This is a genomic window from Cellulomonas sp. T2.31MG-18 (assembly GCF_964266755.1).
GTDB lineage: Bacteria > Actinomycetota > Actinomycetes > Actinomycetales > Cellulomonadaceae > Cellulomonas.
On sequence record NZ_CAXWGW010000001.1, the window covers coordinates 186,035 to 199,204 of the forward strand.

Annotated in this window: 14 protein-coding genes; 8 read left to right on the top strand and 6 right to left on the bottom strand. The window is 75.0% G+C overall.

Annotated features, from left to right (window positions below):
* Nucleotides 1-5 precede the first annotated feature (5 nt).
* Nucleotides 6-935 carry an NAD(P)-dependent oxidoreductase gene (locus ACFQTY_RS00855; RefSeq protein ID WP_378095916.1) on the top strand — a complete coding sequence of 310 codons (930 nt, stop codon included), beginning with the start codon at nucleotides 6-8 and terminating at the stop codon, nucleotides 933-935.
* Nucleotides 936-986: 51 nt separating this feature from the next.
* Here the strand turns inward: ACFQTY_RS00855 and ACFQTY_RS00860 are convergent, their stop codons facing one another.
* Complete coding sequence (locus ACFQTY_RS00860) at nucleotides 987-1,808, bottom strand: SDR family NAD(P)-dependent oxidoreductase (protein ID WP_378095919.1); 822 nt, start codon at nucleotides 1,806-1,808, stop codon at nucleotides 987-989.
* Nucleotides 1,809-2,012: 204 nt separating this feature from the next.
* Here ACFQTY_RS00860 and ACFQTY_RS00865 point away from each other — a divergent pair, with 204 nt between their 5' ends.
* Nucleotides 2,013-2,882: a hypothetical protein gene (locus ACFQTY_RS00865; RefSeq protein ID WP_378095922.1), complete on the top strand. Its 870-nt coding sequence runs from the start codon at nucleotides 2,013-2,015 to the stop codon at nucleotides 2,880-2,882.
* Here ACFQTY_RS00865 and ACFQTY_RS00870 read toward each other — a convergent pair.
* Entirely contained in the window at nucleotides 2,879-3,373 is a 495-nt protein-coding gene (locus ACFQTY_RS00870) for an ATP-binding protein (protein ID WP_378095925.1), read from the bottom strand. The two genes, ACFQTY_RS00865 and ACFQTY_RS00870, sit on opposite strands and share 4 nt — an antisense overlap.
* Nucleotides 3,374-3,470: 97 nt before the next feature.
* The gene (locus ACFQTY_RS00875) at nucleotides 3,471-4,286 is read right to left on the bottom strand and encodes a putative protein N(5)-glutamine methyltransferase (protein ID WP_378095928.1); all 816 of its coding nucleotides are present in this window, start codon (nucleotides 4,284-4,286) and stop codon (nucleotides 3,471-3,473) included.
* Nucleotides 4,287-4,411: 125 nt separating this feature from the next.
* Between ACFQTY_RS00875 and ACFQTY_RS00880 the strand changes: the two genes are divergently transcribed.
* Nucleotides 4,412-6,178 carry a cation:proton antiporter gene (locus ACFQTY_RS00880; protein ID WP_378095931.1) on the top strand — a complete coding sequence of 589 codons (1,767 nt, stop codon included), beginning with the start codon at nucleotides 4,412-4,414 and terminating at the stop codon, nucleotides 6,176-6,178.
* Here ACFQTY_RS00880 and ACFQTY_RS00885 read toward each other — a convergent pair.
* From ACFQTY_RS00885 to ACFQTY_RS00895, 3 genes are all read right to left on the bottom strand, one after another.
* On the bottom strand, nucleotides 6,091-7,356 hold the full coding sequence (locus ACFQTY_RS00885; protein WP_378095933.1) for a hypothetical protein: 1,266 nt from the start codon (nucleotides 7,354-7,356) through the stop codon (nucleotides 6,091-6,093). The two genes, ACFQTY_RS00880 and ACFQTY_RS00885, sit on opposite strands and share 88 nt — an antisense overlap.
* A gap of 238 nt (nucleotides 7,357-7,594) precedes the next feature.
* A complete protein-coding gene (locus ACFQTY_RS00890; RefSeq protein WP_337974098.1) occupies nucleotides 7,595-8,731 on the bottom strand; it encodes a 6-phosphofructokinase in 1,137 nt (378 codons plus the stop codon).
* Between the two features lie 106 nt (nucleotides 8,732-8,837).
* Nucleotides 8,838-10,355 carry an MFS transporter gene (locus ACFQTY_RS00895; RefSeq protein WP_378095937.1) on the bottom strand — a complete coding sequence of 506 codons (1,518 nt, stop codon included), beginning with the start codon at nucleotides 10,353-10,355 and terminating at the stop codon, nucleotides 8,838-8,840.
* Between the two features lie 86 nt (nucleotides 10,356-10,441).
* On the opposite strand from ACFQTY_RS00895, the gene ACFQTY_RS00900 reads away from it, so the two are divergent.
* The 5 genes from ACFQTY_RS00900 to ACFQTY_RS00920 all read left to right on the top strand — a co-directional run bounded on the left by ACFQTY_RS00900 (nucleotide 10,442) and on the right by ACFQTY_RS00920 (nucleotide 13,163).
* The gene (locus ACFQTY_RS00900) at nucleotides 10,442-10,915 is read left to right on the top strand and encodes a MarR family winged helix-turn-helix transcriptional regulator (RefSeq protein WP_378095940.1); all 474 of its coding nucleotides are present in this window, start codon (nucleotides 10,442-10,444) and stop codon (nucleotides 10,913-10,915) included.
* 64 nt (nucleotides 10,916-10,979) lie between these two features.
* Nucleotides 10,980-11,603 carry a YbhB/YbcL family Raf kinase inhibitor-like protein gene (locus ACFQTY_RS00905; RefSeq protein ID WP_378095943.1) on the top strand — a complete coding sequence of 208 codons (624 nt, stop codon included), beginning with the start codon at nucleotides 10,980-10,982 and terminating at the stop codon, nucleotides 11,601-11,603.
* 131 nt (nucleotides 11,604-11,734) lie between these two features.
* Nucleotides 11,735-12,268 carry a GNAT family N-acetyltransferase gene (locus ACFQTY_RS00910; protein ID WP_378095946.1) on the top strand — a complete coding sequence of 178 codons (534 nt, stop codon included), beginning with the start codon at nucleotides 11,735-11,737 and terminating at the stop codon, nucleotides 12,266-12,268.
* 73 nt (nucleotides 12,269-12,341) lie between these two features.
* Complete coding sequence (locus tag ACFQTY_RS00915) at nucleotides 12,342-12,839, top strand: hypothetical protein (RefSeq protein ID WP_378095949.1); 498 nt, start codon at nucleotides 12,342-12,344, stop codon at nucleotides 12,837-12,839.
* A 6-nt stretch (nucleotides 12,840-12,845) separates the two neighbouring features.
* Nucleotides 12,846-13,163 carry a hypothetical protein gene (locus ACFQTY_RS00920; protein ID WP_378095951.1) on the top strand — a complete coding sequence of 106 codons (318 nt, stop codon included), beginning with the start codon at nucleotides 12,846-12,848 and terminating at the stop codon, nucleotides 13,161-13,163.
* Nucleotides 13,164-13,170: the final 7 nt, after the last annotated feature.

The following is a 13,170-nucleotide window of genomic DNA, read 5'->3' on the forward strand; positions in this document are numbered from 1 at the left end:
GTGCCATGAGTGACGACCTGCGGGTGACCGTGCTCGGCACGGGCACGATGGGATACGGGTTCGCCGTCTCTCTGCTGCGCGCGGGGGTGTCCACCACGGTGTGGAACCGCAGCCGGGAGAAGGCCGAGCCGCTGGGCGAGCTCGGCGCCAAGGTGGCCGACTCCCCGGCGGAGGCGGTGCGCGACGCCGACGTGGTGCTGACCATGCTGTTCGACACCGACGCGGTGGTGGCCGTGATGGGTGAGGCGATCGAGGCGATGCCCGCCGGTGCGGTGTGGGTGCAGTCGAGCACCGTCGGCAGCGAGGGCACGGCCCGGCTGGCGGGGCTGGCCGAGCAGCACGGCGTGGCGTTCGTCGACGCTCCGGTGCTGGGCACCCGCAAGCCGGCGCTGGCCGGCAAGCTCGTGGTGCTCGCGTCCGGCCCGGAGGAGCTGCGCCCTCGCGTGCAGCCCGTGCTGGACGCCATCGGGACGAGGACCGTCTGGGTGGCCGACCGTCCCGGACCGGCATCCCAGCTGAAGCTGGTGACCAACGCCTGGATCGCCACGCTGACCGCCGGGGTGGCGCAGTCGGTGGCGCTGGCGCAGGTGTGGGGCCTGGACCCGCAGCTGTTCCTCGACGCGATCGACGGCGGCCAGCCGGACAGCCCGTACGCCCACGTCAAGGGCGCGGCGATGCTGTCCGGCGACTACGAGCCGCAGTTCGAGCTGGCCGGTCTGCGCAAGGACCTCGAGCTGGTCGCGGCGGAGGCCCGGCGGGCCGGGGCGCCGACCGCACTCGTCGAGACCCTCGAGCACGCGTACGCCGCGGCGGTGGACGAGCACGGCACGCCGCGGGACATCGCCGCGGTGGTGGAGGCGTTCCGCGTGCGGTCGGGGGGTGCCGGGGGGACCGAGAGCGATGCGGCGCCGCGCGGGCGGCACGCGCAGCCGTAGGTCGTCGTCCACCACCCCTGAGGTCCACCACCCCAGAGCTCGGGTGCTGGCCTACCCCTCCACCATGGCGGCGCTGGCCTCCCAGAGGCCGCGCGCCAGGTCGCGGTCGGCCGCGAGCGGGTTGGTGCGGGCGATCCGGCGCTTGACCCAGTACTGACCGGACACCCAGTCCTCGCCGGCGGTGCCCTCGGCGAGCCAGACGAGCGTGTCGGCGCCCCGCTCCGGACCGATCATCACCCGCCGACCGAGCGGCGACCGGTACACCCGGCCCCACAGGTGGTCGGCGTCCGTGGCGAAGCTCGTCGCCACCCCGCCCGGGTGGAAGGTCGCCGTGGAGATGCCGCGGCGGTGGTAGCGGCGGTGCAGCTCGCGGGTGAACAGGATGTTCTCCAGCTTGCTGGCGCCGTAGGCACCGTGCGCCGAGTAGCCGTGGCCGCTGTCGAGGTCGTCCAGGTCCACGCGGGCCCGCCGGGCGGCGACGCTGGACGTGGTGATCACGCTGGCCACCGACTCGACGAGGGTGTCCATGAGCAGCGTGGTGAGCAGGAACGGCGCGAGGTGGTTCACCTGGAACGTGCGCTCGTGACCGTCGGGCGTGACGTGGCGGCGGTCGTTGAACCCGCCGGCGTTGTTGGCCAGCACGTCGATCCGCCGGTGGCCGGCGGCGAGCGCCGCGGCGAGCGAGCGGACGTCGTCCAGCCGCGTGAAGTCGGCGACGTGGTGCTCGGCGTCCAGCTCCTCGGCGACCGACCGGGTGCGGTCCGGATCACGACCGACCACCACCACCTCGTGGCCCGCCGCGGCCAGCTCCCGGGCGGCGGCCGCGCCGATCCCGTCGCTCGCACCGGTGATGACGATCGTCTTGCGCGCCACGTCTGCTCCCCTCCTGCGCCGGCCCCTGCGTCCCGGCCCGCTCCCGGCTCTCATCCTCCTGCCTGTTGCGGCGTCAGGGCGCGGCTGCGGCGGTCGATGTGCGGCGCGTGCGCCGGGAGCCTGGGTCCGGACGGCGGTGCGCGCCGCGGCAGACCGGCCGGGGTGCCGCGGCGGGCCTGCCGGGTCGCCGGTAGCGTCCGTCGGGTGGAGTGGGCGGCGCTCGGCAGGGTCGCGTGGGCGTGCGCCGCTCGGGCGCAGCGGCCGGGCGGCGGTCCGACGGCGCCACGCTCGCCGCTGCGGTCGGTGGACCGTGGGGCGGTGCTGCTCGCGGCGGCGGCCGCCGGTCACCGCGAGCCGACGCTGCACCGGCTCGAGGACCACCTCCGCACGACGCCGCCCGAGCAGCTGTCCGCCCTGCTCGACCCGCTGTCCCGGCAGCTGCGGCAGCGCAGCGGCACGACGTGCGGCTCCGCGTGCCTGGTGACCGCCCGCGCCCTGGCCGACCCCGTCTACGCCCTGTGGCTGCTCGAGGGGTTCGACGCCCGGACCGGTCGGCACGCCGCCGTGGACCTGGGCGAGCGGTTCGCGGCCGCCGAGCGGGTGGTGCACGCGCGCACCACGGCGCTGGTGCTGCCCGACGGCCGGTGGCAGGTGCCGTGGCCGCGAGCGCTCGGCACCCCGCCGTGGGCGGTGGCGACGGAGCTGACGCGGATCTGGGCCGGGGTGCGGGGTGGCGGGGTGCCGGTCGACGGGGGCGCCGGGCCCGTGGCGCGGTTCCGGACCCGGCTGGTGGACCCCGACGACGAGGGCTCGCGGCGCACCGCCACCGAGGCGGTCGCCGCGGCCGTGGCCGGCGGACGGGTGGCGGCACTTTTCGTCGGTGACGGTGCGACCCCTCGGCACGTCACCCTCGCCGTCGGAGCGGAGGGGCCGGTGCTGGCGGTGTACGAGCCAGGATCGGGCGACGTGGTGCAGGTGCCGAGCGCCGAGCTGGTGGCGGGCCGGACCGTGCTGGGCAGCTGGGACCGGCTCTGGGCGGTGGTCGTCCCCGGCCAGACCTCGTCGGCCGGCTAGACCTCGTCGGCCAGGAACGTCGCCCACACGTGCTTGCTGGTGCCGTCCGTGTACCAGCCGACCTGCAACGCCAGGCGACGCGCCAGGTAGAGCCCGAACCCGCCCTCGCCGTGCTGCCGCGCCGCCGCCAGCACCGGCTGCCGGTCGACCGCACGGTCCTCGACGTCCAGCAGGTAGGTGGTGCCGTCGGCCAGCAACGAGACCTGCGTCGGGGGGATGCCGTAGCGCAGCGCGTTGGTGGCCAGCTCCGACGCGACCAGCACCACCCGCTCGGGGACGCCGCCGCTGAGGATCTCGCCGACGTGACCGGTGACCGCCTCGTGGATCTCGGCACGCAGCGCGCGGAGCTCGGCGGTGGTGTCGAGCACCCAGGTGAGCACCAGCTGGAACGTCGGCGGTGGTGTCGAACGGGCCAGCGGCTGGTCGGCCTCGGAGTCGGGGATGCCGGCGGCCTGGAGCGCTGCCTGCATCTCGCTCGACACCTCGCTCACCATCGCCTCCCCGTGCGGCGTCAGATACGCACCCGAACCTGTCGCGGACCCGGACGACGGTAACCCGTGCGGCGCGCATGGGCTACCGATCCCGGCGCTACCGCTGCCCGCGTCGGCGATCCGGACCTCCCACCACGGCGGTGCCGTCCAGGCGTTCGCTGCGCACCACCCGGGCGGTGAGCCCGGCGGCGCGGAACGCGGCGGCGGTGACCGGAGCCTGGCGGCGGCTGGTCTCCACGACGAGCACCCCGTCCGGCGCGAGCCACCGCTGCGCGGCGTCGACCACCCGCCGCTGCACGTCCACGCCGTCCGGTCCACCGTCCAGCGCCCGCAGCGGCTCGTGGTCGCGCGCCTCGGTCGGCATGAAGGCGACCTCGTCGGTCGGCACGTACGGGGCGTTGGCCACCAGCACGTCGACGCGGCCGCGCAGGTGCTCGGGCAGCGGCTCGTCGAGGTCGCCCAGCCAGGCGGTGCCGCCCGCCGGCGCCAGGTTGCGACGGGCGAAGGCGACGGCGGCGGGGTCGACGTCAGCGGCGTGCAGCTCGACGCCCGGGACCCGGTGGCCGACGGCGGCGGCGACCGCCGCGGCACCGCAGCACAGCTCGACGACGACAGGCCGGTGGCCCTCGTCGTGCGACCGCAGTGCGGCGACCGCCTGCCGCACCAGCAGCTCCGAGCGCCGGCGCGGCACGAACACGCCAGGGCCGACGCCCACCCGCAGCCCGTCGAACAGCACCCAGCCCAGCACGTGCTCCAGCGGCTCACCGGCCACCCGGCGGTCCACCCAGGCGTTCAGCCGGTCCGGTGGCGCCTCCGCCAGCAGCAGCCGGGCCTCCTCCTCCGCGAACACGCAGCCCGCGGCACGCAGCCGCCGCACGACGTCGTCCTCGGCCGCCCGTCCCGCGCTGCTCATCCCGCCGTGTATAGCAGCCGCACCCCGGCCGGATCGGCGCGCGCAGGGCAGACTCGGAACGCGTCGGCGCGTCCCCGCGGCCCGGGGCTCGCGTCCCGCGCTCGCCCGACGAGGAGGCTCGCCGCATGGAACCGGTCGGCTGGGTGGTGCTGGGCGTCCTCGTGGTGGTCGCCGTGACGGAGCTCGCGCCGCGGGTGCACGTGTCCGCCCCGCTGCTGCTGGTGCTGGTCGGCGTGGGTGTCAGCTTCCTGCCCGCCGTGCCGGCCATCACGGTCGACCCCCGGTGGGTGCTCGGCACCGTGCTGCCGCCGCTGCTGTACTCCGCGGCGGTCGCGATGCCGACGATGGACTTCCGCCGCGACCTGACCACCATCTCGGAGCTGTCCGTCGGCCTGGTGCTGCTGTCCACCGCGGTGGTCGGCATCGCGCTGACCCACTTGGTGCCCGGCATCGGGCTCGCCACCGGCCTGGCCGTCGGCGCCGTGATCAGCCCCACCGACGCGGTCGCCACCACCATCGTCCGGCGCGCCCGCGTGTCGCCCCGCCTGGTCACGGTGCTCGAGGGCGAGAGCATGCTCAACGACGCCACGGCGCTGGTGCTGCTGCGCTCGGCGATCGCCGCGACGGCCGCCACCGTCACGCTCTGGAGCGTCACCGGCCGCTTCCTGTGGGCGGTGGTCAGCGCCGTCGGCATCGGCTGGCTGGTGGGCCGCGTGAACCTGTCGGTCCGGGCGCGGATCCACCACCCGACCGTCAACGTGGCGATCTCGCTGGTGGTGCCGTTCGTGGCGTACCTGCCGACCGAGCACCTGGGCGGCTCCGGGCTGGTGGCGGCCGTGACCGCCGGCCTGGTCACCGGCCACGACGCGCCGAAGCGGCTGCGCGCGCAGGACCGGCTGAACGAGCAGGCGGTGTGGCGGACGCTCGAGCTGCTGATCGAGAGCGCCGTGTTCCTGGTGATGGGGCTGCAGCTGTTCGGCCTGGTGCGGGACGTGCGGGGCGAGCACGGGTCGCTGGTGCGGGCGCTGGTGGTCGGTGTGCTGGCAGGGACGCTGGTGCTCGTCGTGCGCTCGCTGTTCGTCGTCCCTTCGCTGTGGCTGCAGCGCCGTCGGGTGCGGCGCGGCGCGCAGGTGCGCGACCGGCTGTCGGAGGCCGAGGGCGCGCTCACCGCCCGCCGCGCCGCCGAGCGCGCGCAGCCGCGACCGCCCGGGATGGACACCGAGCAGCTGGCACAGGTGCGCGCCGCGCGGCGCAGCCGGCTGACCCGCGTGCGGCGGCTGATCTCCGACATCGACTACCTGGCGGCGGAGTCGTTCGGGTGGCGCGAGGGGGTGCTGCTCGTGTGGGCCGGCATGCGGGGGGCGGTGACCGTCGCGGCGGTGCAGTCGCTCCCGGCGTCCACGCCCTCGCGGTCGACGCTGGTGCTGATCGGCTTCGTCGTCGCCGGCGGCACGCTGCTGCTGCAGGGCGGCACGCTGCCGTGGCTGGTGCGGGTGCTGGGCCTGAGCCGCGACCCGCACGCGGAGCTGGCGTCCGAGCGGATGGCCCTGCACGTCGAGCTGGTCGCGGCGGTCCGGGCGCGGCTGGACAAGCCCGACCTGCGGCGCCCGGACGGCAGCCCCTACCCGGACGACATGCTGGACCGCGCCCGGCAGCGCGAGGAGGCGACCGTGGCGGACCCGGACCTGCCGGAGGACGAGGCGCTGGAGGCCTCCGAGCAGACGCGCGCGCAGTTCCGCGACCTGCGGCTGGAGATCCTGCAGGCTCGTCGGGCGCGCCTGCTGCGGCTGCGCGACGAGGGCGCCTACTCCTCCCAGTCCCTGGACCAGGCGCTGCGGGTGCTCGACGCCGAGCAGATCGGGGTGGAGATGCGGGGCGCTTCGGCGGGCTGAGGCCGACGACGGACGACGGCGATCAGCCGACGGGTCTGCACCACGGCGACCAGCCGACGAACCACCGCCCCCGGGTCCGGTCCGAGAGCCACCGCCAGCACCGCCACCGTGACCACCGCGCGCAGCACGCCGAGCTGCGGGTCCGTCGGCGTCAGCGGTCCCAGGTGCCGCACCACGTACGTGCCGGCCACCACGACCGTGCTCAGCCAGGGCCAGCGGGTCCGCCGCACACCGAGGTCCACCAGCACCGTGGCCAGCACCAGACCGGCGCCGTAGTACGGGTACGTCGCCGGGTCCAGCAGCATCCGCACGCTCAGCACCACGGCCGGCACCGCCAGCCACCGGCCACGGCGCGCGGCGACCACGGCCAGCGCCACGCCGAGCAGCACCTGCACGGGTCGGTCCCACATCGGCGTCCCGGACGCGGTGATGCCGAGCGCCCGCAGCGACGACGACGCGTCGTTGGGGATGGCGAACCGACCGGCGTGCACCGTGCCGGGGTCGGCGAGCAGGAACGGCAGCCACGCGACGGCCAGGCCGCCGGCCCACGTGCCGAGCGTGCGGGCCCACCGTTCGCGCGGCAGCGCGAGCAGCAGCGGGACGAAGGCGACGGCCCACGGCTTGGCGTCCGCCGACGCCGCCAGCAGCAGGGCCGCCACCACCGGTCGCTGCCGCGTGACGGCCAGCATCGCCGCGACCAGCAGCACCAGCGCGAGCGCGTCGTCGAGGTGCACGTAGTGCACGCCGAGCTCGGCCCACACCGGCAGCAGCACCACCGCCGCGAGCGCACGCTGCCGGTTGCTGACGGGCGCGTCCACCAGGCGGGGCAGCACCAGCAGCAGCGCGGGCCCGGTCGCGGCGATCAGCAGCGCGACCACCGCACCGGTCAGCACCTCCGGCACGGCCCGGAACGGCGAGACCACCAGGAAGGTCAGCGGACCCATCTGCAGCTCAGGGTGCGCCGCGTACAGGTGCAGGCCGCCGTCCCGCGCGGACGACCGCAGCAGGCTCGCGCCGGTCATCACGTAGTGCCAGGAGACGAGGGCGGTACCCGCGTGCACCGCCGACCACAGGGCCATCCAGGCCCAGAGGAACCACGGTCGCTCGATCCACGTGCCGACGGCGGGGGCGTGCCGCTGCACGGCACGGATCGGTACGAACGTCTCGACGATGGTCACCGTGGCGGGGCCTCACGTGCTCGGGAGCACCTCAGGACCGAGGCGCGGGGCACGCCGTCTCACCCCGGGGCCGGAACCTGCACCGGCCCCCACCGGAGGCCCCTGGAGACAGCGCCACCGACCACCGTAGGACAGCAGATGTGCAGGTCCTGCGGATGTTGCCGGGACAACTCCGCCAGGTCCGAGGGGAGTGCCGTGACCGGCGTCAGTCCCCAGTCGGTCCCCAGTCAGTCCCTCGTCAGTCCCCGAGCCCCGTCCCCACCTGCCTCGCCGCCGCGATCCACGCGTGGTCCGTCGGCACCAGCTTGACCTTGCCGGCCACCTCGGAGAGCGGCACCGCCTCGGTCCCCTCGCCGCGTGCGGCCACCATCACGCCGAACTCCCCGTTGGCCACCAGGTCGGCTGCGGCCGCCCCCAGCCGGGTGGCCAGCAGGCGGTCCGCGGCGCACGGCGTGCCGCCACGCTGCACGTAGCCGAGGATCGTCACGCGCGACTCCAGGCCGGTGGCGGCCTCCAGCTCGCGGGCCAGCCGGAAGGTGTGCTCACGCTGGGCGTCCTCGACGTGGGCCAGATGAGCCTGGGCGGCGCGCTGCGCCTCGCCGGTCTTGGCGGACCGCGCCAGCAGCAGCGCCGCCTGGTAGTCGGCGGTGTCGTCGACGTCCCGAGCACCCTCCGCGACGGCCACCACCGAGAAGTTGGAGCCGCGCGCCGTCCTCGTCTTGATCGTCTGCGCGATCGCGTCGACCGTGTACGGGATCTCCGGGATCAGGATCACGTCGGCGCCGCCCGCCAGCCCGGCACCGAGGGTCAGCCAGCCGGCGCGGTGGCCCATGATCTCCGTGAGGATGATCCGGTGGTGGCTGTGGGCCGTGCTGTGCACCCGGTCCAGGGCGTCCGTGGCGATCTCCATCGCGGTGGCGAACCCGAACGAGGTGTCGGTGCAGGCGATGTCGTTGTCGATGGTCTTCGGCAGGTGCAGCACGTTGAGCCCCGCGTCGACCAGGCGCATCGCGTTCTTCGCCGTGCCGCCGCCGCCCAGCATGATCAGGGCGTCGAGGCCCAGCGCCGCGTAGTTCTCCACGACGGTCGGCACCATGTCCCGCGTCTCGCCGTCGACCACCATCCGGTGCACCTTGTCGCGGCTGGTGCCCAGGATGGTGCCGCCGACGGTGAGGATGCCGGACAGCGCATGGGCGTCCAGGTCCACCCAGTGGTTCTCCACCAGGCCGGTGATGCCGTCGCGGAACCCGATCAGCTCCATGCCGTAGTGGCCGATGGCGGTCTTGCCGAACCCGCGGATCGCCGCGTTGAGGCCGGGGCTGTCGCCACCGGCGGTGAGGATGCCGACCCGCTTGGGCTTGCTGCTGCGTGCCATCGTCGTCGTCCCTCGTCCGCACCCGCTCGCGGCGGGCCGCCCACCGGGTCCGTGCGGGCCCGGTACGGCAAGTCTGTCGGGGTCGACGGACCGGGACAACCGCCGGTCAGGCGGTGGGCCGGCGCACCGCGACCCGGCCGGGGATCGCCCGGTCCAGGCCCGTGAGCAGGAGCGATGCGGTGCCGATGCCCACCACCGCCCAGCCGAGCAGGTGGAAGCCGTGGTCGGACACCCGGGGGCCGAAGGTCAGCCCGATCAGGCTGGAGCTGAAGATGGCGCCGACGTAGGCGAACGTGCGGGACAGGCCCGACGCGGTGGCGATATCGGCGTCGGCCGTCTGGACGTACAGCGCCGTCTGGTTCGACACGTTGCTGAAGCCGCTGGACAGGCCGAACAGCACCGACATGGCGACCAGCAGGACGATCGGCGAGCGCCCGCGCACCACCTGCATCACCGCCCCGCTGGCGATCAGCATCACGGCGCCGACCACCAGCGGGCCGCGCACCCAGCCGCGGGTGGACACCAGCCGTGCGGCGCCGATGCTGGCGAGGGACAGCGGCAGCATGATCAGCCCCACCTGCGCCGGCGCGTACCCGCCGGCGGCCTCGAGCCACTGGCTGGCTCCGTACAGCGCCGTGTACATGCCGAGCCCGGCGAGCAGCTGCCGGCCGTAGGTCCGCTGCAGCGGCCGGTCGCGGGCCAGCAGCACCACGTCGAGCAGGGGCGTGGCGGTGCGGCGCTCGCGGACGACGAGCAGGACCCCGAGCACGACGGCCACGGCGAGCAGCCACCACCGCGGCCGGGACAGGTCGCCGAGGAAGACGAGCAGCGCCACCACCGTGCCGGCGAAGAGCGCGATGCCGGGCAGGTCCAGCGCCGCCACGGTCGCCGCCGCACCGCGTCGCGGCAGCTGGTCGTCCCGCTCCACCGCGACCGCCGCGAACGCGATCACCAGCGCCGCGAGCGGCACGTTGACCCAGAACAGCGCCCGCCACCCGAACGAGCCGGCCAGCACACCCCCGAGCGGCAGGCCGATCACCACGGTGATCTGCGCCGCGATCGAGAAGCTGCCGAGCACCCGGCTCGGCACCCCGGCACCGGTCGTCCTCGCGCGACGGCGGACCAGAGCCATCGCCGTCGGGTAGCACGCCGAGGTGCCGACGCCGATCAGCGCGCGCGAGAGGAGCAGCACGCCCAGGTTCGGGGCCAGGCCTCCGACGGTCCCGCCGATCAGCAGCACCGCGACCCCGGCCTGGAACACCCGCCGAGGGCCGAACAGGGTGGACAGCTTGCCCATGGTCGGCTGCATCACGGCGCTGCACAGGTAGAGCACCGAGACCAGCGACGCCGTCGCGGCGGGGCCGGTGCGGAAGTCGGCAGCGATCGAGACCAGGCCGACGGCGATCATCGAGCTGTTGATCGGGTTCAGCGTCGAGCCGAGCAGCAGCGGCAGGCTGAACCGCCAGCCGAACGGGTTCGACCGCTGCGCGGGCGTGACCGGCCGGTCCGGCCGGCGCTCCTCGTCAGGCTGGCGCTGCTCGTCGGGCTGGCGCTGGTCACGGGGCTGGCGCTGGTCACGGGGCTGGCGCTGGTCGGGCCCGTGCGGCTCGTCCGTCCTGGTCATCACACCCCCAGGTGCTCGCGGTCCCGGCATGCGCACGGACCGATGTTTCGTACTACTCAGCATCTCTTTCGGTATACTAAGCGATTGTGCGAGACCGAGCGACCGACGCCGTCCCCGAGATGACCCCCGAGCCCGCCCCCGAGGCGATCTCCGAGCTCAGCGGGCGCGTGCGCGCCGCGGTCGCCCACCTCTACAGCCGGTTCCGCTCCGAACGGGCGCACGGCGAGATCGGCGACGCGGCGGTCTTCGCGCTGACGCAGCTGCTCAAGGCCGGTCCGCTCTCCCTGTCCGAGCTCAGCGACCGGGCGCACGTCACGCCCGGTTCCATGAGCCAGACGGTGAACCGCCTCACGGCGGGCGGCCTCGCGGTCCGGGGGCGCGACCCGCACGACGGCCGGCGCGTCCTGTTCTCCCTGACCGCCGAGGGTGACCGCCTGGCCAGCGAGGTCCGCGCCCAGCGGGTCGGTTGGCTCAACGGCCGCCTCGCCGAGCTGACCGACGACGAGCGGGCCGTGCTCTCTCGCGCCGCCGCGGTGCTGGAACGCATCGCCGACTCCTGACCGCTGCACGCGTCCGACCCGCCCACAGCCTGCCCAGCAGCCCCGCCCCCCACCGGAGGACCCTGTGCCCCATCGCGACCTCTGGCTATGGCCGCTCGGCATCGCGCTGCGCGGCCGCCGGCCAGGACCCACTCGCAGCCTGCGCCACACCCCGGAGCTCGCCAGCACGACGACGATCGAGCTGACCAGCCCGGCGTTCCCGCACGGCGGCGTGATCGACCGCCGGCACTCCGGCCTCGGACGCGGAGCCAACCTCTCGCCGGAGCTGCGCTGGGCGCCGGTCCCCGCGGGCACCGCGGAGCTGCTGCTGGTGATGGAGGACGTCGACGTCCCCTTCACCGAGCCGGGGATCCACCTCGCCGCCCTGCTCCCTGCCGAGCTGACCGGAGTGACCGAGGGCGAGCTGGTGCCGGGCCGGCCGGGCATCCGCTGGCTGCCGGACCGGCGTGGCCGCACCGGCTACCACGGCCCGCGCCCGCTGCCCGGTCACGGCGACCACCGGTACGGCTTCCACCTGTTCGCCCTGGACACGGCCGTGCCCGAGGAGCTGCTGGCGGCCGCCACCGTCCGGACGGAGGGCGAGCGTGCGGCGGGTGACTCGCACGCCACCGCCGTCCGGCACCTGGTGCCGCACTTGGCCGGGCACGTGCTGGCGCGCGGGTTCCTCGAGGGCCGGCAGCGCGGCTGAGCGCGAGGCGGACCCGTCTCGCCGGGTCGGACGACAGCCGGACCGGCCCGCTCGTCCGGACCAGACCGGCTCGTCCGGTCAGCCGTCTGCCCGGTTGCGGATGGGCCACTGGTGCCCTGCAGGATGGTCGGATGGATCTCGCCCAGCACGACGACCGGACCGCCGAGCCGACCGCGCAGCCGACCTCCGTGACGGTCTCGACGGACGACCCGCTGCGCCCCGACGTCGTCGCCCTGCTGCAGGACCACCTGAACGACATGCACGCCACCTCACCGGCCGAGTCGGTGCACGCCCTCGACCCGTCGGCGCTGACGGCGCCGGCGCTGACGTTCTGGACCGCCCGCACGTCGGACGGGACGCTGCTCGGCACCGTCGCCCTCAAGGAGCTGCACCCGACCGGCGGCGAGCTGAAGTCGATGCGGACCGCCCCGGCGGCCCGGGGCCGCGGCATCGGCACCGTCCTGCTGGACACCGCCCTGGCGGAGGCGACCGCCCGCGGCTACCGGACGGTGCACCTCGAGACCGGTACGCACGACTTCTTCGCACCGGCCCATCGCCTGTACACGCGAGCCGGGTTCGTCCCGTGCGGACCGTTCGGCGACTACCGGCCCGATCCGCACAGCGCGTACTTCCGTCTGGACCTGGCGCCCGCCGACGCCGGATGAAATCAGGCCGCGCGACGGGGCCTGCACAGCCGAACGCGCCCCCCCGCGGCAGCCACCGTCCTACCGTGACGCCGTGACGTGGCCGTACGAGCCCCAGCCCCCTGACCAGCAGCCCTACGGCCAGCCGGCCCCGCCGCCGTTCACGCCGCCCAGCTCCCAGCCGTTCACGCCGCCCGGCTCCCAGCCGTACGCGCCGCCGAGCGCCCAGCCCTACGGCCAGCCGCCGCAGCAGCCGTACGGCTCGCCGTACCAGCCGCCGGCCCAGCAGCCCTACCAGCCGCCCGCGCAGCCCGGCTACCCGCCCTACGGTTCGCCGTACCAGCAGCCGTACCCGCAGGGCTACGGGCAGCCCTACCGGCCGTACCTGTCCCCGCCCCCACGCCGCTCCTCGCGGGCGCTGCCGTGGCTCGTCGGGCTCGGCGTGCTGCTCTTCGTCGTCGTCATGGGCGCCATCGCGCTGCCCGTCGTCCGGCAGCAGCACGCCGCCTGCGGTTCGGAGCGTGCGCCGTTCGGCGCCTCCGCCGCCGCCACGGCGTACGTCCGCGCGGTCAACGCGTCCTACCCCGACTAGTCCGCCATGAGCAACACGATCCAGTCCCAGGGCATGAAGGTCCGGCCGGACCAGATGGTGCTGCAGCTGCAGGGTGACGAGAAGTTCCTCGCGGCGCTCAAGACCATCCCGTTCTCCGCGTCCCAGCGGCCGGCCGCGGACGGGCTGATCACGTCGATCGAGCAGTACGACGCGTTCGTCGAGACGGCGTCGCAGAACCCCGGCTACCTGTCGGCGAACCACGAGCAGGACCGGACGCTGAACGACGCGCGGGCCCTCGCCAGCTCACGGCTGCGCAGCGCCTTGCGGCTGCCCCTCTCAAGCTGCAGCTACAACCGCCCGTAGCCGCCGC